This is a genomic window from Isoptericola sp. 178, from assembly GCF_030586525.1.
In the GTDB taxonomy this organism is placed as follows: domain Bacteria; phylum Actinomycetota; class Actinomycetes; order Actinomycetales; family Cellulomonadaceae; genus Isoptericola; species Isoptericola sediminis.
The window spans coordinates 141,679-161,257 of the sequence record NZ_JAUQYN010000002.1 but is presented as its reverse complement, the minus strand read 5'-3'; the positions used below and the strand labels follow the sequence as shown (position 1 = coordinate 161,257).

General features: G+C 73.8%; 16 protein-coding genes, 1 tRNA gene and 1 pseudogene. 9 read left to right on the top strand and 9 right to left on the bottom strand.

The genetic code is table 11. The annotated features are described in order from the left end of the window. Positions 1-12: 12 nt before the first annotated feature. Entirely contained in the window at positions 13-4,143 is a 4,131-nt protein-coding gene (locus Q6349_RS05340) for a hypothetical protein (RefSeq protein WP_304603206.1), read from the bottom strand. A gap of 296 nt (positions 4,144-4,439) precedes the next feature. Here Q6349_RS05340 and Q6349_RS05335 point away from each other — a divergent pair, with 296 nt between their 5' ends. Further along, positions 4,440-5,654, top strand: a complete 1,215-nt coding sequence (locus Q6349_RS05335; RefSeq protein ID WP_246246580.1) for an MFS transporter — start codon at positions 4,440-4,442, stop codon at positions 5,652-5,654. Positions 5,655-5,758: 104 nt separating this feature from the next. On the opposite strand, the gene Q6349_RS05330 is transcribed toward Q6349_RS05335, so the two are convergent. From Q6349_RS05330 to Q6349_RS05320, 5 genes and pseudogenes are all read right to left on the bottom strand, one after another. Then, on the bottom strand, positions 5,759-6,274 hold the full coding sequence (locus Q6349_RS05330; RefSeq protein WP_304603205.1) for a DinB family protein: 516 nt from the start codon (positions 6,272-6,274) through the stop codon (positions 5,759-5,761). A 119-nt stretch (positions 6,275-6,393) separates the two neighbouring features. Continuing rightward, positions 6,394-6,777 carry a zinc ribbon domain-containing protein gene (locus tag Q6349_RS15300; RefSeq protein ID WP_370375607.1) on the bottom strand — a complete coding sequence of 128 codons (384 nt, stop codon included), beginning with the start codon at positions 6,775-6,777 and terminating at the stop codon, positions 6,394-6,396. 25 nt (positions 6,778-6,802) lie between these two features. After that, positions 6,803-7,825, bottom strand: a pseudogene (locus tag Q6349_RS15295) (RNA-guided endonuclease TnpB family protein); the annotation flags it as partial. Between the two features lie 46 nt (positions 7,826-7,871). Then, positions 7,872-7,944 (bottom strand) — tRNA-Arg (locus Q6349_RS05325). Positions 7,945-8,028: 84 nt separating this feature from the next. Further along, positions 8,029-9,267 (bottom strand): ROK family protein, encoded by a 1,239-nt coding sequence (locus Q6349_RS05320; RefSeq protein WP_304603204.1) that lies wholly within the window; start codon positions 9,265-9,267, stop codon positions 8,029-8,031. Positions 9,268-9,362: 95 nt separating this feature from the next. On the opposite strand from Q6349_RS05320, the gene xylA reads away from it, so the two are divergent. Both xylA and Q6349_RS05310 read left to right on the top strand, forming a co-directional pair. After that, a complete protein-coding gene (gene xylA, locus Q6349_RS05315; RefSeq protein ID WP_304603203.1) occupies positions 9,363-10,526 on the top strand; it encodes a xylose isomerase in 1,164 nt (387 codons plus the stop codon). A gap of 122 nt (positions 10,527-10,648) precedes the next feature. Continuing rightward, positions 10,649-12,145, top strand: a complete 1,497-nt coding sequence (locus Q6349_RS05310; protein WP_304603202.1) for a xylulokinase — start codon at positions 10,649-10,651, stop codon at positions 12,143-12,145. A gap of 10 nt (positions 12,146-12,155) precedes the next feature. Here the strand turns inward: Q6349_RS05310 and Q6349_RS05305 are convergent, their stop codons facing one another. Together Q6349_RS05305 and Q6349_RS05300 are read right to left on the bottom strand one after the other, a co-directional pair. After that, positions 12,156-12,725, bottom strand: a complete 570-nt coding sequence (locus tag Q6349_RS05305; RefSeq protein WP_304603201.1) for a dihydrofolate reductase — start codon at positions 12,723-12,725, stop codon at positions 12,156-12,158. Positions 12,726-12,727: 2 nt separating this feature from the next. Then, positions 12,728-13,546 (bottom strand): thymidylate synthase, encoded by an 819-nt coding sequence (locus Q6349_RS05300; RefSeq protein ID WP_304603200.1) that lies wholly within the window; start codon positions 13,544-13,546, stop codon positions 12,728-12,730. A gap of 42 nt (positions 13,547-13,588) precedes the next feature. Here Q6349_RS05300 and Q6349_RS05295 point away from each other — a divergent pair, with 42 nt between their 5' ends. The 6 genes from Q6349_RS05295 to Q6349_RS05270 all read left to right on the top strand — a co-directional run bounded on the left by Q6349_RS05295 (position 13,589) and on the right by Q6349_RS05270 (position 18,633). Further along, positions 13,589-14,191, top strand: coding sequence for a hypothetical protein (locus Q6349_RS05295; protein WP_304603199.1), 603 nt, complete (start codon positions 13,589-13,591; stop codon positions 14,189-14,191). Positions 14,192-14,227: 36 nt separating this feature from the next. Beyond that, the gene (locus Q6349_RS05290; protein WP_171247100.1) at positions 14,228-14,695 is read left to right on the top strand and encodes an OsmC family protein; all 468 of its coding nucleotides are present in this window, start codon (positions 14,228-14,230) and stop codon (positions 14,693-14,695) included. An 11-nt stretch (positions 14,696-14,706) separates the two neighbouring features. Further along, on the top strand, positions 14,707-15,189 hold the full coding sequence (locus Q6349_RS05285) for an SRPBCC family protein (protein ID WP_304603198.1): 483 nt from the start codon (positions 14,707-14,709) through the stop codon (positions 15,187-15,189). A gap of 10 nt (positions 15,190-15,199) precedes the next feature. Then, on the top strand, positions 15,200-16,027 hold the full coding sequence (locus Q6349_RS05280) for a hypothetical protein (RefSeq protein WP_304603197.1): 828 nt from the start codon (positions 15,200-15,202) through the stop codon (positions 16,025-16,027). A gap of 10 nt (positions 16,028-16,037) precedes the next feature. Continuing rightward, entirely contained in the window at positions 16,038-17,324 is a 1,287-nt protein-coding gene (locus tag Q6349_RS05275; RefSeq protein WP_304603196.1) for an aminotransferase class I/II-fold pyridoxal phosphate-dependent enzyme, read from the top strand. Between the two features lie 259 nt (positions 17,325-17,583). Then, positions 17,584-18,633 (top strand): hypothetical protein, encoded by a 1,050-nt coding sequence (locus Q6349_RS05270; protein WP_304603195.1) that lies wholly within the window; start codon positions 17,584-17,586, stop codon positions 18,631-18,633. 145 nt (positions 18,634-18,778) lie between these two features. Here the strand turns inward: Q6349_RS05270 and Q6349_RS05265 are convergent, their stop codons facing one another. Continuing rightward, on the bottom strand, positions 18,779-19,567 hold the full coding sequence (locus Q6349_RS05265) for an amino acid ABC transporter ATP-binding protein (RefSeq protein WP_171247096.1): 789 nt from the start codon (positions 19,565-19,567) through the stop codon (positions 18,779-18,781). Between the last annotated feature and the right edge of the window lie 12 nt (positions 19,568-19,579).

Genomic DNA, 19,579 nt, shown 5'->3' with positions numbered 1-19,579 from the left:
CGCGGTCGAGGATCAGTCGACCTGGTCCCGGTCCGCGACCGGCCCGACCGGGGAGTCGTCCGGCTCGCCCTCGTCGTCCAGCACCGGCACGACGATCTCCGGCGGCACGGGCACACCGCCCGGGGTGCCGACGCGCTCGTCGCGGACCCGCTGCACCAGCCGGCGCACCCGGTCCGCCTCGCCGTCGGGGTCGAGGAACACGGCCGCCGACCACACCTGCGTGACGGTCCAGCCGAGACCCTCGAGCCGCTGCGCGAGCTGCCGGTCACGCAGCCGCACCGACGGCTCGGCCACGTAGTCCTCGTCGTCGGTGAGCACGGCGACCAGCAGCTCGCCGGGCAGGTCCGGGTGCCCGACCACCAGGGGGACGTGATCGCCGTCGACGGTGCCGTAGTCGGTCTCGACGAGGTACCCGAGCCGCCACAGGCGCTCACCCAGGTCCGTGACCAGCCGGTCCGGGACGCGGCCCACGTCGACGCCGTTGCCCAGCTCGACCTGGTCGGCGACGCCCGAACGCCGCTCGGCCGTCTCCAGCACCTCGCGCAGCAGCCGCGGACCGGCACCGCGCAACCGGTCGGGATCCAGGGCCGCGGCGTCGAAGGAGCTCACCACGTGCAGGCGGCGCCGCGTGGCGCCGAGCGCGCCGAGCAGCATGGCCTCGCCGCCGTCCTCCCCGAGCACGCCGAACCGGTGCAGCACCCGGCCGTGCGGCGTCCGGCCGAAGCCGACGGACAGCAGGATGGTGTCGCGCGACAGCCCGGCGACCCCGGTGATGTCGGCGACGACCACGGGCTCGGGGCGCCGGCCGGAGAAGAACGGGGCGAGGGCGGGGTTCGCGCGCACCTCGGCGAGCAGGGCCTCGCGGATCCGGTCGGCGTGCGTCGCCGTGATCGTGACGATGCCGAGGGTCTCCTCCGGTCGCGTCATCGCGTGCTCGATGGACGCCTCGATGACCCGGTCCACCTCGGCCCGCGTGCTCTGCACCGAGCCGCTGGACTGGTCGGGCATCCCGCTGCCGTCGACGAGGTCGAAGCGGATCAGCTCCTCGGACCGCGGCACCGGGGCGGGGCGCAGCAGCTCGTCGTACCCGTGGGCGGCCAGGAGGCGGGTCAGGGCCGGGTCGCGACGGTTCTCCCGCGGCTGCAGCGTCAGGGTCGGCAGCAGCTCCGACAGGTCGGCGACGCTCGTGCCCGAGGCCGACCGCGGGTCACCGACCACGAGCACCTGCCGCCCGCGCGCCAGCGCGGGGAGCACCACCTCCGTCGGCACGTGCTGGACGGCGTCGATCACCACGAGGTCCGCGGTGCGGTGCGCCGGCATCAGATGCGGGACGAGCGTGGGCGTCGCGAGCACCACCGGCCGCAGCCGCCGCGCCAGGTCCCCGTACCGGTCCACCAGGTCGCGCAGCGAGGTCAGGCGTCCCCCGATGAGCTCGGCGAACAGGTCCTCGGCGCCCTGCCGGTCCGCACGCATCGCCGTGCCCAGGTGCGACCGGGTCGCCACCCGCACCGGCTGCGACAGCGCCGCCAGGTGGCGCGTGTCCAGGTCCCGGAAGCGCCGGGCCAGGGCGTCGAGCCCGGCACCGTCCTGCCCGGCCAGCACCGGGTCCTCGGCGAGGACCTGCTCGAACACGGTCGACCACCAGGCCAGGTCCAGCTCCGCGCAGACCCGGTCACCGGCCACGCGCCGCGTCGTCAGGTCGTCCACGAGCGCGCCGATCCCCGCCTCACGGGCACGGCGCAGCAGCGCCGTGCGCTCCGGCAGCGTCTCGAGGGCCTTCGGGTCCCCCGCGAGCTGGTGCAGCCGCTGGGCCAGCGCGTCCAGGTCGAGGTCGAGCAGACGCCCGCCCGCCGTCGTGGGGGCCAGGACCGGCTCGAGCTCGGTGAGGTCGATCCGCACCGCCTCGTAGGTGTCCTCGATGGTGGCCAGCCCCTCGGGCAGCGTCGGCCAGCCACCGCGCGCCGAGTGCTCCGCCCACAGGTCGCGCTGCGCGGAGACCTCCTGCAGCGCGCCGTGCAGGTCGGTGACCCGCACCCCGGGGCGCACCATGTCGCGGGCGCGCTTGCGCAGCCGGCGACGGGTGAACCACCCCATCTCGATCCCCTGCTCCCGACGCCAGGCGCGCGGGGCGGTCGCCTGCACCAGGTCGGTGGCGGTGCGTTCGAACACCATCGGGTGGAAGACGTCCAGCGTGCTGCGCATCCCGGCGAGCATGCGGAGCTGCTCGCCCCAGGCGCGGGTGGTACGAGGCACCTCCAGACCGGTGACCTCGCCGGTGTAGGCGATCTGGCGCCGCAGCTGCGGCAGCGTCGCGTCCTTGAGGCGTCGCACCCGGGCCAGCGCGTCCCGCGCGGCGTCCATCGTCAGCAGGTCGGCCCCGAACCAGGGCGTGCCGGACGGGCGCAGCGTGAAGGCCCCCAGCGTCGCGGCGCGCTCCAGGTCGGCCGCGAGCCGGTGCCGTCGCTCGGTGTCCAGGGCCAGCGCCGTCGTCGGGTCCAGCCGGACGCGGGTCGACGGCGACGGCCGCTCCGAGGTGAGGCGCGCCAGCTCCTGCAGCGCGTCGTAGGCGGAGACGCCCCACGGCGAGCGCCGCGCGTGCAGGGCGTCGATGTAGCCGGTCAGCTGGGCCCGCGCCCCGATGAGGGCGTCGCGGACCTCGGCCGGCCCGGTCGTGTCCAGGTCCTCCGGTTCGCTGGCCATCGCCGCGAGCAGCCGCCGGGCCATGTCGTCGCGCCAGGTCGGCCGGGGGGTGACGTCGAGCGAGAGGCCGCCCAGGCCGAGCTCGTCGAGCCGCTGGGCCAGGCTGTCCGCCGCGCGGCGGTGCCCCGTGACGTACAGCACCGACCGGCCGGCGGCGGCCGCCTCCGCCACCACGGCGGCGACGGTCCCGGCGACGTCGGCGCCCACCGGGGCGTCGACGAAGAGGTGGTGACCGGTCGCGGCCGCCTCGACCACCTGCCGCTGGTCCGGGTCCAGGTCGCCCACGCCCCGCTCCCGCGCCGGGTCGGGGTCCGTGCGCCGGGGCTCCGGCAGCTCGACGCCGGCGACGCGCTCGCGCGCCGGCTCGGCACCGGCGAGCGCGGCGACCAGCTCGTGACGGCCCAGCGCCGGCGCGAGCTCGTCGAGGTCGTCCACCAGCGCCTGAGCGGGGTGCACGAACGTGCCGGCCAGCACGCGGTGCTCCCAGCTGAAGTCGTCGAGGTGCTCGGCGGCGATGTCGGCGAGGCGCTCCAGCACGTCGTCGGGGTCGAAACCGGCCGCCGTGAAGGTCGCGCCGGCGAGCCCGGCCGCGTCCAGCCGGGCACCGCGTGCCCGCAGCGTGCGGACCAGCTGGGGGTTGACCTCGACCGTCGGCTCGAGCGTGAGCTCGTAGTCGGTCTCCCCCTCGCCGCGTGGGGCGAGCAGGACCGGGCGCAGCAGCACCGGGGCGTGCACGGTCCGGGTGCCGCCGGCGCCGTCCTCGCCGGACGGCACGCCTCGCGCCTCGGGCTCGCGTGCGGCGACGCTGACCACGGGGATGGAGGTCGTGACGGCCTCGGGCGGGGAGGAGGCGCTCGCGGCGGACGCGGCGCTGGTGCCCGACGCCGCCACCTCGGCGAGCGCCGTCAGCTTCCCGCGGCGCTCGGCGGTGGGCTCGCCGTCGGCGTCGACGGTCTCGGTCCACGTCGCCACGCCGATCGCGAGGTAGGTGGGGGCCATGCCGTAGCGGGCGGCGTGCTCGGCCGACCGCACCATGACGGCCCGGGCCCGGCGTCGTGCCGTGGGGAAGGAGTCGCCCTCGCGGACCAGGTTCGACAAGCGGGTGGCCCGCCCGGCGAACAGCTGCGCGACGCCCGAGGGGTGCGCGGCGGACAGGTCGACGACGGCCTCGCCGAGGAGCCCGACGTCGGCCACACCGGCGCCGCCGGCGGTCTCGACGAGCCCGGCGCGCCACCGGCGCACGGCGTCGACGAGCGGGGTCGTGGTCGTCGGTCCCGCGGCGGAGGAGGCGCTGCGGGCGGTGTCGTCGTCGGAGGTGGCGTCGGTCCGCGACGGCTCCGGCGCGGCGCCGTCGCCCGACCGGTCAGCCTGTCCCGTGGCGTCGTGCGGTCCGGCCGCGGGCTGGGCCCCGGTCGCGGCGGTGGATCGGCGCAACACTCTCACGCCAGCACGGTAGTCCGACCTCCCTCCCGGATCGTGGCGGGCACGCCGGGCCACCGGGGAATCACGAACGCCCCCTCGGTGGGGGCCGAGGAGGCGCCGTCCGGCACGAGTCCGGATGAAGACAGCGCGCACCGCGCAGGGGGCGGGCGGTGCGCGCTGCCACCCGAGAGTGTGCCGGTGATGTCGCTAACACGTCAATACACGGTGCGCACCTCGAAACGATTCGCGCGACCCTCCATCAGGTAATGACGTGGCATCACGCCTGGTCGGAGGCCTACCATCGGTCGGTGCGAAAGATGCTCGAGGCGATCGTCCCTGCCCGGCTGGGACGCAGCTTTCGCTGGCTCGTGTCGGCGAGCTGGACCAGCAACATCGGCGACGGCATCGCGCTGGCCGCCGGACCGCTGCTCGTCGCCTCCCAGACCGACTCGGCGTTCCTCGTGGCGCTCGCCGCGCTGCTGCAACGCCTGCCCTGGGTCGTGCTCGGGCTGTGGGCCGGGGCGCTCGCCGACCGGCTCGACCGGCGCCGACTGGTCATCGTCTCGAACGTCCTGCGCACCGTCGTCGTGGCGGTGCTGTGCGCGTTCATCCTCACCGACCACGTCAACATCACCGTCGTGCTCGTGGCGATGCTGCTCATGGGCGTCGCGGAGGTGTTCGCCGACACCACGGCCCAGACGCTGCTGCCGATGCTCGTGGACTCGCGCGACCTCGGCACGGGCAACGCCCGCCTGCAGGCCGGGTTCCTCACCGGCAACCAGCTCGTCGGACCGCCCGTCGGCGCGGCGCTGTTCGCCGCGGGGCACGCCTGGCCGTTCGTCGTGCAGGTCGTCACCCTCGCCCTCGCGATCGTGCTGGTGAGCCGGGTCGTGCTGCCGGCCGTCCCGCCTCCGACGACGTCCGGCACCCGCGGCGAGATCCGCGACGGGCTGCGCTGGCTGTGGAACCACCCGCCCGTGCGGACCCTCGCGCTGGTCATCTTCACCTTCAACCTCACCTGGGCCGCCCCCTGGGGCGTGCTGGTCCTCTACGCGCGCGACCAGGTGCAGATGGGGCCGGTGGGCTACGGCCTGCTCATCACGTCCTCCGCCGTCGGCGGGGTCGTCGCCACCGTGCTGTACGGCCGCCTGGAGCGGCGGTTCACGCTGGCCACCCTCATGAAGGTGTGCCTCTCGGCCGAGGTCGCCTTCCACCTGGTCCTGGCGCTCACCACGACCGGCTGGGTCGCCATGCTCGCGCTGTTCGCGTTCGGGCTCTACACGTTCGTGTGGGGCACCGTGTCGAACACGGTGCGTCAGCGCGCCGTGCCCACGGCGTACCAGGGACGCGTCGGGTCGGTGTACCTGCTGGGGCTGTTCGGCGGGATCGTCGTCGGCAACTTCCTCGGCGGGCTGCTCGCCGAGTGGTGGGGGATCACGGCCCCGTTCTGGTTCGCGTTCGTCGGCGCCGGGCTGACGCTGGCGCTCGTGTGGCGCCAGCTCGCGCACATCGCGCACACCGAGGCCCCCTGACCCCGTGTTGCTGTGGGCATGAAATCTGCAGCCCGGCGGCGGTGCGGAGCCGTGGATTTCATGCCCACAGCGGTAGGGCGGTGGCGGGCCGGCAGCCGGGCGGCCTACTCCCCCGTCGATCCGTCGATCAGCTCCCGCGCGACGTCGAGGTGGCCGGCGTGCCGCGCGTATTCCTGGAGCACGTGGAAGCAGATCCACAGCAGAGTCGGCGGGTCCTCGGCGAAGCGCCCGCCGACGGCGGCACGCTCGGCGAGCTCGTGCTCGGCCAGCACGGCCCGGGTGCGCTCACCCCCGGCGTGCAGCTCCTCGAGCAGCGCCGCCACGGTGACGCCGTCGGGCACCTGCCAGAGACCCTCGGGGTCGCCGCCCGAGTCGCCCCACGGATCGTCGACCTGCTCGCCGAGGAAGCCCCAGACGAACCAGCGGCGCTCCATGTGCACCAGGTGGATCAGCAGGTCGGCGGGCGTCCACCCGGACGGCAGCACGCTGGTGGTGAGCTGGGCGCCCGTGAGGCCGCCGAGCTTCCGCGCGACGGCGGCTCGGTAGTAGTCGAGATAGGCCACGAACTGGGCGGCCGGGTCGGTGGAGTCGAGGCGGGGTTCGACGTCGGAGAGCGGCATGCGGGCAGGGTACGGCGCGGCCGCCGGCAACCTTTCGCTTGCAGCGTGCTCGTCACCGACCCCGTCTTTGCAGCATGCCTGCGGTCGGCAGAGCACCGCCCTCCTCGGGCGTCCGGAGGTCAGGCCGACGCCCGAGCCCCGGTTCCCACGTCCTCCGGGCCCGTTTCGCCGCCGCGGAGGCGGCGGCCAGAGCGTTCCCGTCGGTGGGCGTTGATGACCGGGCCCTCTGCTGGAAGGTCCCGGGCCCAGACGTCTGCACCGTGGTGCAGCTCGGCCCAGGCGGCGAGGTTGGCCGCGGCGTTGAGGTCGCGGTCCAGGGACAGCCCGCACGTGCGGCAGTCGAAACGGCGCACGGCCACCCCACCCATGTCCTGCACGGACCGGCAGGCCGAGCAGGTCTGGGACGAGCGGTACCACCGGTCGGCCCGGACCAGCTCCCCACCGCGCCACGCCTGCTTGTAGGCGATCTGCCGGGTGAGCTGGTACCAGCCGACGTCGTGGATCGACTCGGCCAGGGCGCGCGAGCATGCCCCGCACGTCGAGATGCTCGAGGACGAGCCGGTCGTGGGTCTTGACCAGCCGGTTCGAGATCAGGTGCGCGTGGTGACGGCGCCGACGCGCCGTCCAGGCGTAGTAGCGGGCGAGCCGGGCGACAGCCCGCCGACGACGGCGGGAGCCCTGCCGCTTGCGGGTCACGGCGCGATGCAGTGCCCGACGGCGGCGCGCGGTGGAGCGCAGCAGCCGCGGCCAGGCGTCGATGCGGTCCACCTCGGTGCCGTCGCTGCGGGCAGCGACCGCCAGGGAAGTCAGCCCGAGGTCGACGCCGACCCACCGCGCGTCCGCCTCCGCCGCGTCGGCTCCCCGGCCCGGATGCCGCTGGGCCGGGTGCAGGTCCGCCGCCTCGACGTTGAGGGACACCCACCAACGACCCTGACCGCGCGAGACGGTGGCGAAGAGGATCCGCGCCCGGTCCTTCGCGAGCATGCGCCGCAGGCGACGCGTGTCCTCGCGGACCCGCAGCGTCCCGACTCCGGGCAGGAGGACCGACCGCGGCGTGGCCTCCCCGACCCGTATCGCGGGCTTGCCGCGCCGCGGGAACTGGTTGCGGATGCGGAAGGACTGCCGAGCGGTGGCCTTCTTCCGGAAGCCCGGGTGCCCGACCTTCCGGCCCGCACGCTCGCCCCGCCGGGAGGCCGACCATGCGGCCAGCCCGCGCCCCAGGTCGACGGCGGCCTCCTCGAAGACCTGCTGGTAGACCTCCCGTCGCCACACGAGGCCCAGGTCGGTGATCTGCGCGGCCCCGTCCGGGGCGACGGTGAAGACGCGCCCCGCCGCTTCGGACTTCTTCCACGCGTTGAACGTGGTGATGAGGTCGTAGCCGGTGCGGGGGACCGTGACGTCCTCGCCACTTTCCCGGGCTCGGCGGGCGTCGAAGACGAAGCGCAGGCACTGGTTGAACGCGAACCGCGACGCCCCGGCGTGCCGCTCGAGCACGCCCCGCTGCTCGACCGTCGGGTCGAGGCTGAAGCGGAAGGTCGTGTGCCGGGTCATCGCTGGTCAGCCTGCCAGGAGGCACCGACATTGAGTCGAACAGGTGTGCGCCCGGCGCGATTCGAACGCGCGACACCGCGCTTAGGAGGCGCGTGCTCTATCCCCTGAGCTACGGGCGCTCGCCGCCTCGATGACGACGCGCCGCCACAGCCGGAGCCCCGGCGACGCCCACAGCCTAGCGCCCGAGCCCGCCGGAGCAGGAATCAGCCCCACGCCGCCGGGTCGGCCACGACCTCGCGCAGCACCTCCCGCGCTCCCCCGGTCAGCGCCGCGTGCTCGCCGGCCACCGCGGCCCGCACCACGACCGGCGCGAACGGCGCCGCCAGCACCCGGTCGGCCAGCCCTGCCTCGACCTCGGGACGCAGCCACTCCTCCAGGTCCGTGTACACGCCGCCGAGGACGACAGTCGAGACGCCGGTGAGGTTCACGAAGTCGGCGAGCGCCGAGCCGAGCGCCTGCCCTGCCCGCACCACGGCAGCACGCGCCTGCCCGGCAGGAGCACCGCCGTCGGCCCGCAGCAGCGCGATCAGCTCGCCCAGCGGTGCATCGGCCGCCAGCCCGGCGGCCCGCAGAATCGCCTCCTTGCCGGCGTACTGCTCCAGGCAGCCGTGGGCGCCGCAGGTGCAGCGCGGCCCGGCGGGGTCGACGACGACGTGCCCGATCTCGCCGTTCCACCCCCGTTCGGCGAGGAAGAGCGCCCCGTCGACGACGATCCCGCCACCGATGCCGACGTCGCCGGAGACGTAGAGGAACGATGGCGGCACATCGCCGGCGAGCTCGGCGAGCGCGGCGAGCTTGGCCTCGTTGGCGACGACGACGGGCAGCTCGCCGAGGCCGAGCGGCGGCACCGGGTCGAGAGAGGACCAGCCGAGGTTCGGGGCGACCTCGAGCTCGCCGGTGCGGGCGTCGACGAGGCCGGGCAGCGCGAGCCGGGCGCCCGCCACCTGCATCCCGTCGGCCCGGACGCCCGCGACGACGTCCGATGCGAGGGCCCCGAGACGGGCGAGCACGGCGGCGGGGTCGGAGTCGTGGAAGCTTCCGGTCTCGACCCGCTCGGCCACGACGTCCCCGGCGAGGTCGAGGACGCGCACGCCCAGGTAGTCGACGTTGACCTCGAGGCCGACGCCGACGACGGTGCGCCGCGCCGGGACCAGTGGCACGGCGGGGCGCCCGGCACGCTGCGCGGGGACGGGAGGGAGCTCGGTGACGAGGCGTGCCGCGAGGAGCCGGTCGACGAGGGTGGACACCGTCGCACGGGTCAGCCCGGTGGCGGTGGCGACGTCGGCGCGGGACGGGGGGACTTGGTCGGGCGACCCGGGGGCCGCCGCGGCGTCGTAGATGGCGCGGGCCACGAGTCGCAGGTTGCGTTCGCGCAGCGTGTGCTGGCGGGATGCACTCGCGTCGTCAGCGGCACCCGGGCTACGCGTCGTCGGCTCGGTCACGTCTTGACTCTAGCCCAGCGACGGGTAATAGTTCATTCATAGAACAAACGCCGTGGCCGTCGTCGCCCGGCGACCGACTCGACGAGGAGAAACCCGTGAGCGACATCAAGTACTCCTTCGGCCTGTGGACCGTCGGCTGGCCCGCGAACGACCCGTTCGGTGCTGCGACCCGCCCCGACCTGGACCCGGCCGACTCCGTCCGCAAGCTGGCGGACCTCGGCGCCTGGGGCTTCACGTACCACGACAACGACGTGTTCCCCTTCGGCGCCTCGGAGTCCGAGCGCCAGGCCGGCATCGACGCCGTGAAGAAGGCCGCCCAGGAGACCGGCATGGTCTGCGAGATGGTGACCACCAACACCTTCAGCCACCCTGTCTTCAAGGACGGGGCGTTCACGTCGAACAACCGCGACGTGCGCCGCTTCGGCCTGAAGAAGGTGCTGCGCAGCGTCGACAACGCCGCCGAGATGGGCGCCTCGACGTTCGTCATGTGGGGCGGCCGCGAGGGCACGGAGTACGACAACTCCAAGGACCTCCACGCCGCGCACGCCCGCTACGCCGAGGGCATCGACACCGTCGCCGCCTACATCAAGTCGAAGGGCTACGACCTGCGCATCGGGCTCGAGCCGAAGCCGAACGAACCCCGCGGTGACATCTTCCTGCCGACCATCGGTCACGCCATCGCCCTGATCGACACCCTCGACAACGGCGACATCGTCGGCCTCAACCCCGAGACCGGGCACGAGCAGATGGCCGGCCTCAACTACACGCACGGCCTGGCGCTGGCGCTGTACTGCGGCAAGCTGTTCCACATCGACCTCAACGGCCAGCACGGCCCGAAGTACGACCAGGACCTCGTGTTCGGCCACGGCGACCTGCTCAACGCGTTCTTCACCGTGGATCTGCTGGAGAACGGGTTCCCGAACGGCGGGCCGCGCTACGAGGGCCCGCGCCACTTCGACTACAAGCCCTCGCGCACCGAGTACCTCGACGGCGTGTGGGAGTCGGCGAAGGCGAACATGGAGACCTACGACATGCTCGCCGCCAAGGCCGCCGCGTACCGGCAGGACCCCGCGGTCCAGGCGGCGTTCGAGCACGCCGGGATCTTCGACCTCGGGCAGTCCACCCTGGCCGAGGGCGAGTCCTTCGACGCCTTCCTGGCGGACGAGTCGGTCGACGGGCTCGACGTCGACGCCGCCGCCGAGCGCGACTACGGGCTGGTCAAGCTGCACCAGCTCGCGCTGAAGCACCTCATCGGCTGACCACCACCGTCCGTCCTCGCCACCCGGGCCGACGGCTACGGACTGCTGCAGTACACGGCGCTGTCTGCAGCAGTTCGTAGCCATCGGCCCCGGGGGAGGACCTCGATTCCTTCGGAGCAACGATGCCCCTCGTGGCCGGCGTGGACACCTCCACGCAGTCCTGCAAGATCGTCGTCCGTGACGCCGAGACCGGCACCCTCGTGCGCAGCGGCTCGGCGAAGCACCCCGACGGCACCGAGATCCATCCCGACCGCTGGTGGGACGCTTTCCGCGAGGCGGCACGGGACGCCGGCGGCCTCGACGACGTCGCCTCGATCGCCGTCGGCGGTCAGCAGCACGGGCTGGTCGCCCTCGACGCCGAGGGTCGGGTGGTCCGCGAGGCCCTCCTCTGGAACGACACCCGCTCCGCCCCGGCCGCCGAAGACCTCGTCACCGAGCTCGGCGACGGTGACCGCGCCACGGGCGCCCAGCGCTGGGCCGACGCCACGGGTTCCGTCCTCGTGGCGTCCCTGACGATCACGAAGCTGCGCTGGCTGCGGGATGCCGAACCCGAGAACGCCGCCCGGGTCGCCGCCGTCGCCCTCCCCCACGACTGGCTGAGCTGGCGCATCGCCGGCTACGGGCCGGCCGACGACTCCCCGCTCGGCCCGGACCTCGGCGCCCTGTTCACCGACCGTTCCGACGCTTCCGGCACCGGCTACTACGACGCCGAGGCCCCTGGGGACGACGACGGCACCACCGGTGCGTACCGCCACGACCTGCTGCGCCGCGGGTTCGGACGGGACGACGTCGCGCTCCCCCACGTCCTCGCCCCGTCCGTGTCCGGCGGGATCGCCCACCCGAGCGTGGCCGGTGCCGACGTCGACGGCGGTGCGCTGCTCGGCCCGGGCACCGGCGACAACGCGGGCGCGGCGCTGGGCCTGGGGATGCAGCCCGGCGACATCGCGATCTCGCTGGGGACCTCCGGCGTCGTCTCCGCCGTGGCGCCGCGGCGCACCGCCGACGGGTCCGGGGCCATCAACGGGTTCGCCGACGCCACCGGCAACGCCCTGATGCTCGCCGTAACGCTCAACGCCGCCCGCGTGCTCGACGCCGCCCGCAGCGTGCTCGGCGCGGGGTTCGACGAGCTCTCCGACCTCGCCCTCGCCGCGCCCGCCGGCGCCGACGGCCTCGTCCTCGTGCCCTACCTCGAGGGCGAGCGCACCCCCAACCGGCCCGATGCCACCGGCACCCTGCACGGCATCCGGCTGGCGACCTCCACCCGCGAGCACCTGGCGCGTGCTTACGTCGAAGGGATGCTCTGCGGGCTCGCCGACGGCCTGGACGCGCTGCGCGCCCAGGACGTGCCGGTCGAGCGGGTCCTGCTCATCGGCGGCGCGGCGCAGTCGCCGGCCGTGCAGACGGTCGCGACGCAGGTCTTCGGGCTCCCGATCTCCATCCCGGAGCCTGGTGAGTACGTCGCCGACGGCGCCGCGCGCCAGGCGGCCTGGGTGCTCGCGGCGGCGGCGTCACGGGGTGCGCAGGCGCCGGCGTGGTCGGCAGCGGTGGCCACCACGCTCGAGGCCGACCCGCGGCCGGGGGTCCGTGAGCAGTACGCCGCCGTCCGGGACCTGGTCTGAAGGCGCCGCGTCACGGACGCCGGCGGTAGGTGCGGATCCGGTACCGCAGCCCGTCCGCGCCCGACGACGCGACCCAGCCGCCGTCGTCGGCCCCGGTATCCGCGGGTTCGGCCACGAGCTCCCAGGCGTCCGGGTCGACGTCGGGGGCGAAGGCGTCGCCCGCGACCTCCAGGTCGACCTCGGTGACCACGAGCCGGTCCGCGAGCGCCAGCGCGTCCGCGTACACCCGGGACCCTCCCATCACCCAGACCTCGTCGCCGCCGGGTGCCGCGGCGGCCGCGGCGAGCGCCGTCTCGACCGACGCTGCCACGTGGACGTCGTCACGACGCTCCGGCACCGCGAGCGCCACGACGTCCGCAGGAGCACCGCGGGTGACGACGACGTTCGTCCGACGGGGCAGCGGCCGCACCCGGTCCGGCAGGGACTGCCAGGTGAGCCGTCCCATGACGACGGGGTGCCCCGACGTCGTGCGCTGGAAGTGCGCGAAGTCCTCGGGCACGTGCCACGGGATGCCGCCGTCGGCCCCGATGACGGGCCGCCCGGCGGCGTCGCGTGCCTGGGCCCAGATGAGTCCGATCACGCTCAGACCGCGACCGGGGCCTTGATGCCCGGGTGGTGCTGGTACCCGAGGACCTCGATGTCCTCGAAGGTGTAGTCGAAGATCGACTCGCACGGTGCGAGCCGCAGCTCGGGGTACGGGTACGGCTCGCGGGCGAGCTGGGTCCGCACCTGCTCGACGTGGTTGTCGTAGATGTGGCAGTCGCCGCCGGTCCACACGAAGTCCCCGACCTCGAGCCCGGTCTGCGCCGCGACCATGTGGGTCAGCAGCGCGTAGGAGGCGATGTTGAACGGGACCCCGAGGAACAGGTCGGCCGAGCGCTGGTAGAGCTGGCAGCTCAGCCGGCCGTCGGCGACGTAGAACTGGAACATGACGTGGCACGGCGGCAGGGCCATGTCCTCGATCTCGGCGGGGTTCCACGCCGTGACGACGTGCCGGCGGGAGTCGGGGTTGGTGCGGATCTGCTCGACGACGGCCGCGATCTGGTCGAGGTGGCGTCCGTCCGGGGTGGGCCACGAGCGCCACTGGACGCCGTAGACGGGGCCGAGCTCGCCGTCGTCGTCGGCCCACTCGTCCCAGATGGTCACGCCGCGCTCCTGCAGCCAGCGCACGTTCGAGTCGCCGCGCAGGAACCACAGCAGCTCGTAGGCGATCGACCTCAGGTGCACCCGCTTGGTGGTGATCAGCGGGAACCCGGCGGACAGGTCGTAGCGGAGCTGGCGCCCGAACACGCTGCGGGTCCCGGTCCCGGTGCGGTCACCCTTGGGGGTGCCGGTCGCGAGGACGTCACGCAGCAGGTCCTCGTACGGGGTGGGGATGCTCGACGCCGGGGCTCCGCTCATGTGCGAGAGTCTACGGACGCATCGCTCACGGAGGGGGACGGGATGCCGCGTCGCACGCTGCCCGGGCGGGGACTCACCACGGGCGGACTGGCCGGGCTGGTCTCGGTCCTGGTCGTGCTGCTGGTCATGGCCCGGATCGGCCGCCGGCTGGACGAGCCCGGGGTGTGGCTGATGATCGGCGTGGCCGCAGCCGTGGCGGTCCTCGGCGTGCTGGCCTGGTTCGGTTTCGTCGCGGCACGGGTGCGCGGCCAGGTGCGCCACGTGGCCCGTCACCGCCCGGGGGCGCCGCTGGTGGTGGGACGCCCGACGACGGCACTGACGGCCGAGGCGCGGTCCCTGCGTGCGGGGACGCGCGGCCTGCCGCCCGACTGCCCCGACCGGGAGCACGTCGTCTACGCGTTCCTGCCCGACCGGGTCGAGCTGTGGGTCCGCGGCGACGACGCCCCGCGCTGGTGGGTGACGCTGCCGGCCCCGGTGGCCACCGGCACCGTGCGGCCCGGCCGCCGGGAGCTGACCGCGCTGACCGTCCGCGACGCGGCGGCACGGCTGCAGCTCGTGCCGACGTCGCACGAGGAACGCGCCTGGCCGACGGCGGCGCACCGGGAGGCCGCCGTCGCGCGGACCCAGCAGCTGCTCGCGCGCTGACATCGGCACCCCGCGAGAAGGTGCGAGGATCGACCCATGACCGATCAGACTGTTGAGGACGCCCCGGCCGCCGTCACCCCGTCGCCGACCGACCCGCTGTGGGTCGAGCGCACCGGCACCCGCACCTACCGCGGGTTCAGCGCACGCGGCGCGACCGTGGAGATCGGCCCGTCGTCCGAGGGAGCCGTCTTCACCCCCGGCGAGCTGCTGAAGATCGCCCTGGCCGCCTGCGCGGGCATGTCCAGCGACACGAAGTTCTCCCGCGTGCTCGGCGACGACTACGAGACCACCATCCGGGTCGAGAACGGCAAGGACATGGAGGACGACCGCTACCCGGTGCTGAGCGAGATCTTCGAGATCGACCTGTCCGGCCTCGACGAGAAGACGCGCGCCAAGACGCTGCTGCTCGCCCAGCGCTCCATCGACCGGGCCTGCACCGTGGGCCGCACGCTCAAGGCCGGCGCCGAGGTGCCGCCCGCCGAGTTCCTCCCGCCCCAGGACTGAGCCGAGGAACCATGCACCCGCACCGCGTCGAGGTCTCCCGCGTCGTCCCCGTGCCGGCGAACGTCGCGTTCGCCTGGGTCGCCGACCCGCGCACCCACCCCCGGTTCATCCCGCTGACGCACCTCTCCCCCGAACCGACGGCCCCGCTGGGCCCTGGGGACACGTTCACGATGGTGAGCGGTCCGGGGATCAGGCGCGGCCTGCCGGGGTTCCCGGACCGCATGACCATCACCGCCGAGCAGCGGCCGTCCACGCGGGCCGGGACCATCGGACGCAGCGCGGTGCGCAAGGAGGGTCCGTACCTGCGGGGTGTGGCCGGGTTCGACGTCGTCCCCGTGGACCTGGACCGCACCCGGATCGTCTGGTGGGAGGAGGCCTACCTGGCGGGACCCTGGCCGCGCCGCGCCAACGAGGTGCTGGTGGGACTGTTCCTGCGCGGCATGATGCACGCGTCGCTCTTCCGTCTGAGTCGCCTTCTGCAGCGACGTCGGTAAAGTCGCGGAGATGACCACGCCGCACGACGCACAGCCCCCGCAGGAGCTGGAGTCCTGGACCCGGTACCGGCCGACGCCGGTGCTGGACGCGCTGCTGACCAAGGCCGTCACCATCCCCTCGGCAGCGATCCACCGGCACGTCGACTCCGTGCGCCGCCGCAACCCCCAGGCGGACCCTGCCGAAGTCATCCGGATCCTGGAGAAGGAGTACCTGACGCTCGTCGCGACGGCGGGCGGCGCGGTCGGCGCGGTGGCGGCGGCCCCCGCGGTCGGCACGAGCGCGGCTGCCGTGCTGACGACGAGCGACATCGCGACGTTCTTCGCGTCGTCGGCCGTCTTCTCCCTGGGTGTCGCCAGCGTGCACGGCATCGCGATCGAGGACGTCGCCCGGCGGCGCGCCCTGCTGCTGGCGACCGTGCTCGGCGAGGCCGGCGCCCGTGACGTCGAGAAGGCCGCGGCCGGGTCCCAGATGGCCTGGGGCAAGGTGCTCCTGACCTCGATGCCGCAGTCCACCCTGAAGCGGGTCAACCGCGTGCTCACCCACCGGTTCCTGCGTCGCCAGCTCGCCAAGCAGGGCACGCTGGCCCTGGGCCGGATGATCCCGTTCGGCGTCGGTGCCGTCGTCGGCTTCGCCGGCGGCCGTGCCCTGGGGCACGGCGTCGTCGCGCAGTCACGCAGTGCGTTCGGCGTCCCGCCCGGCCGGTTCCCCCCGGTGATCGAGCAGCCCCCGGCCGACCTGATCGAGGGTCCCCAGGCACCGACACGTGGACGTCGCCGCAGTTTTCGGCGCCGGAATGTGGCCGTTCCCGACGACGACCGCGGCACCACCGGCGCGTAGGCTCGGAGGCGTGAGTACCTCACCAGCCGACCATGCCGCCGTCGACCCCGCGCTCGCCGCACGCCTGCCGGAGCTGCGCGAGCAGTACGCAGCCCTCCAGGCCCGGGACCTGTCCCTGGACCTGACGCGGGGCAAGCCGTCCGCCGAACAGCTCGACCTGTCCGAGCCGCTGCTGGCGCTGCCCGGCGAGGGACGACACACCTCCGCCGCCGGCACCGACGTGCGCAACTACGGTGGCCTCGACGGGCTGCCGGAGCTGCGCGAGATCTTCGCCGAGCTGCTCGGCGTGCCCGTCGACCAGCTGCTCGCCCAGGACAACGCGTCGCTGCGCCTCATGTACGACTCCGTCGTGCAGGCGATGCTGTTCGGCGTCCCGGGCGGCGAGGGTCCGTGGTCGCAGCAGGGCGAGATCACGTTCGTGTGCCCGGTGCCCGGCTACGACCGCCACTTCGCGATCTGCGAGGAGCTCGGCATCCGCATGGTGACGGTGCCGATGACGCCGGAGGGCCCGGACGTCGACGCCGTCGCCGAGCTCGTCGCGCACGACCCGTCCGTCAAGGGCATGTGGGCGGTGCCGACGTACGCCAACCCGGACGGGTCGGTGATCACCGAGGACGTCGCCCGCCGCCTGGTGTCGATGCCGACCGCCGCGCACGACTTCCGCATCTTCTGGGACAACGCCTACGCGGTGCACCACCTGACCGAGCACGAGACGCCGACGGCGGACGCGATCGGCCTGGCCGTCGAGGCCGGCAACCCGGACCGCGTGCTGATGTTCGCCTCGACCTCCAAGGTCACGTTCGCCGGGGCCGGGGTGTCGTTCTTCGCGTCGTCGCCGGCCAACGTGGCCTGGTTCAAGCAGCACCTGGCGTTCCGCTCGATCGGCCCGGACAAGGTCAACCAGCTCCGCCACGCGGCGTTCTTCGGGGACGCCGACGGCGTGCGGGCGCACATGGCGAAGCACCGAGAGATCCTCGCGCCGAAGTTCCGTGCCGTCGTCGAGATCCTCGCCGACCGTCTCGGGGACACGGGCGTGGCGACCTGGACGGAGCCGGCCGGCGGCTACTTCGTCTCCGTGGACGTCGTGCCGGGCACGGCGTCGCGGGTGGTGCAGCTCGCGCAGGAGGCCGGGATCAAGCTGACCCCGGCCGGCGCGACCTTCCCGTACGGCGAGGACCCGCGGAACGCGAACATCCGTCTCGCCCCGTCGATGCCGCCGCTGGAGGAGGTCCGCGTCGCCATGGACGGCGTCGCGACCTGCATGCTGCTGGCCGCCGCGGAGGCAGCCTCCGCCTGATCCGCACCCTCGCTGTGGGCATGAAATCTGCGGTTCGTCGTCGCCGACGACCGCAGATTTCATGCCCACAAGCGTGTGCAGGGTCGTGAGGCGTCCGTCACAGCACGGAACCTCCCCGGCTCCTCACCGCGGGCGGCACAGCCGCCGACCTAGGCTGCGGGTGAACGCCCGCGGCCGACGCCGGAACCGCAGCAACGCACGGCAGGTCAGCCGACGGGTGGCGCGGGCTCCGCCGTCCCTTCGCACCCAGGAGGCGCCCGTGACCGCGACCAGCCCTCCCCCGACCGACGAGCGCCCGGCCCGCACCGAGGGCCCGGAGAAGCCGTCCGAGTCCACGGCCACGAAGCTCTCGATCACCCAGATCGTGGCCAGCGCGCTCGCCGCCGTCAGCACCACCGTGATGCTCTCCTTCTTCGGCATCGCCGGCACGATCATCGGTGCCGGCGTCGCCAGCGTGCTGACGGTGGTCGCCAACTTCCTCTACACGCGCTCCATCGAGCGCACGCACGCCCAGCTCAAGCCGGTCATGGGCCAGATGGCGCGGACCCGGCCGGGGACGCGCGCCGTCAGCGCCGTGTCCACCGCGGCCGGGACCGTCGTCACCGGGCCCGCCGACGACGGCACCCCTCCGGACGGCACCGGGCCGACCGCCGGCACCGGGCCGAACGCCATGGCGCTGCCCGCCGAGGGGACCGACACGGCCGGCCCGCACGACGCCGCCCGACCGGCCGACGAGGCACCCGCCGCGGGCACGCCTCGCAACGCGTGGCTCCGGCTGATCGACCGTCACGGCACGGTCCGGGTCCTCGCCGCCTCGGCCGGGGTCCTGTTCGTCGTCGTCATGGGGGTCGTGCTCGTCACCGAGCTCGTCCTCGGCAAGCCCCTGTCGGCCGCCGTCCAGGGGGTCGAGGGGTCCGGGACGAGCCTGAGCCGCACGGTGGACCGGGACGCCGCCGAGACCATCGGCTCGGGCAACAGGATCACGGACGACGAGGAGTCCGGACCGGCCTCCGGCACGGAGGACTCCGGCCCGGAGGACGGCACGACGACGGACGGTTCCACGGACGGCTCGGCCACGGAGACCGAGGACGGCTCGACCGCCACGCCGACGCCGAGCCCCGGAACGACCGAGCCGGTCGAGCCGACCGACCCGGCCGAACCCACCGACCCTGTCGATCCGACAGATCCGGTCGAGCCGACCGACCCGGCCGAACCCACCGACCCCGCGTCGCCCGGCGACGGCGGGGCCTCGTCCGGGACCGAGCCCGGAACCGACGTCGGGTCGAGCACGGACGGCACCGCGGGCTGACCGACCGCGATCGGGGGCAGACCGACGGCGACCGGGTGGGCCGACGGTCCACCCGGCCCGGACGACGAACGGCCCGGGGTGTCCAGAAGAACTGGACACCCCGGGCCGTTCGTGCACGTCACGCGGGTGGTGCGCCGCGCGGAGCTCAGCCGCCGAGGACGGCCTTGAGGAACTCCTTGGTCCGGTCGTGCGTCGGGTTGGTGAACATCGTCTCGGGGTCGGCCTCCTCGACGATCTGCCCCTTGTCGAACATCAGCACGCGGTCCGACACCTCGCGGGCGAACTGCATCTCGTGCGTCACCAGCAGCATCGTGATGTCCGTGGTCTCCGCGATCTCGCGGAGCACGTCGAGGACGTCAGCCACGATCTCCGGGTCGAGCGCCGAGGTGACCTCGTCGAGCAGCAGGATCTCCGGGTCCATCGCCAGCGCGCGGGCGATCGCCACGCGCTGCTGCTGACCGCCCGACAGCTCGTTGGTGTTGAAGTCCCGCTTCTCGGACATGCCCACCTTCTCGAGCAGCCGTTCGGCGTCGGCGACGGCCTCGGCCTTGGACTTGCCGAGCACGTGGATCGGCGACTCGATGATGTTCCCGAGGACCGTCATGTTCGGGAACAGGTTGAACTGCTGGAAGACCATCCCGACCCGGTTGCGCACCACGCGGCGACGCTTCTCCGGCACGGCGACCCACTTGTCACCCTTGTACTCGTGGGTGTACGGGTCACCGTCGATGAGGATCAGGCCGCCGCTGAGCTCCTCGAGGGTCATCAGCAGGCGCAGGATCGTCGTCTTGCCCGACCCTGACGGGCCGATCAGCGTGATGCGCTGACCCTGCGGGACCGAGAAGTTCAGCCCGTCGAGCACGACGTTGTCGCCGAAACGCTTCACGACGTCCCGGAACTCGATGGCGGGCACGTCGCCCGAGGTGTTGGTCATGGTCTGGCTCTC

Coding starts and splice junctions, on each gene's coding strand:
- Q6349_RS05335 (WP_246246580.1), top strand. CDS start 4,440: ATGCTCGAGGCGATCGTCCCTGCCCGGCTGGGACGCAGCTTTCGCTGG.
- Q6349_RS05330 (WP_304603205.1), bottom strand. CDS start 6,274: ATGCCGCTCTCCGACGTCGAACCCCGCCTCGACTCCACCGACCCGGCC.
- Q6349_RS05310 (WP_304603202.1), top strand. CDS start 10,649: ATGCCCCTCGTGGCCGGCGTGGACACCTCCACGCAGTCCTGCAAGATC.
- Q6349_RS05300 (WP_304603200.1), bottom strand. CDS start 13,546: ATGAGCGGAGCCCCGGCGTCGAGCATCCCCACCCCGTACGAGGACCTG.
- Q6349_RS05295 (WP_304603199.1), top strand. CDS start 13,589: ATGCCGCGTCGCACGCTGCCCGGGCGGGGACTCACCACGGGCGGACTG.
- Q6349_RS05290 (WP_171247100.1), top strand. CDS start 14,228: ATGACCGATCAGACTGTTGAGGACGCCCCGGCCGCCGTCACCCCGTCG.
- Q6349_RS05285 (WP_304603198.1), top strand. CDS start 14,707: ATGCACCCGCACCGCGTCGAGGTCTCCCGCGTCGTCCCCGTGCCGGCG.
- Q6349_RS05280 (WP_304603197.1), top strand. CDS start 15,200: ATGACCACGCCGCACGACGCACAGCCCCCGCAGGAGCTGGAGTCCTGG.
- Q6349_RS05265 (WP_171247096.1), bottom strand. CDS start 19,567: ATGACCAACACCTCGGGCGACGTGCCCGCCATCGAGTTCCGGGACGTC.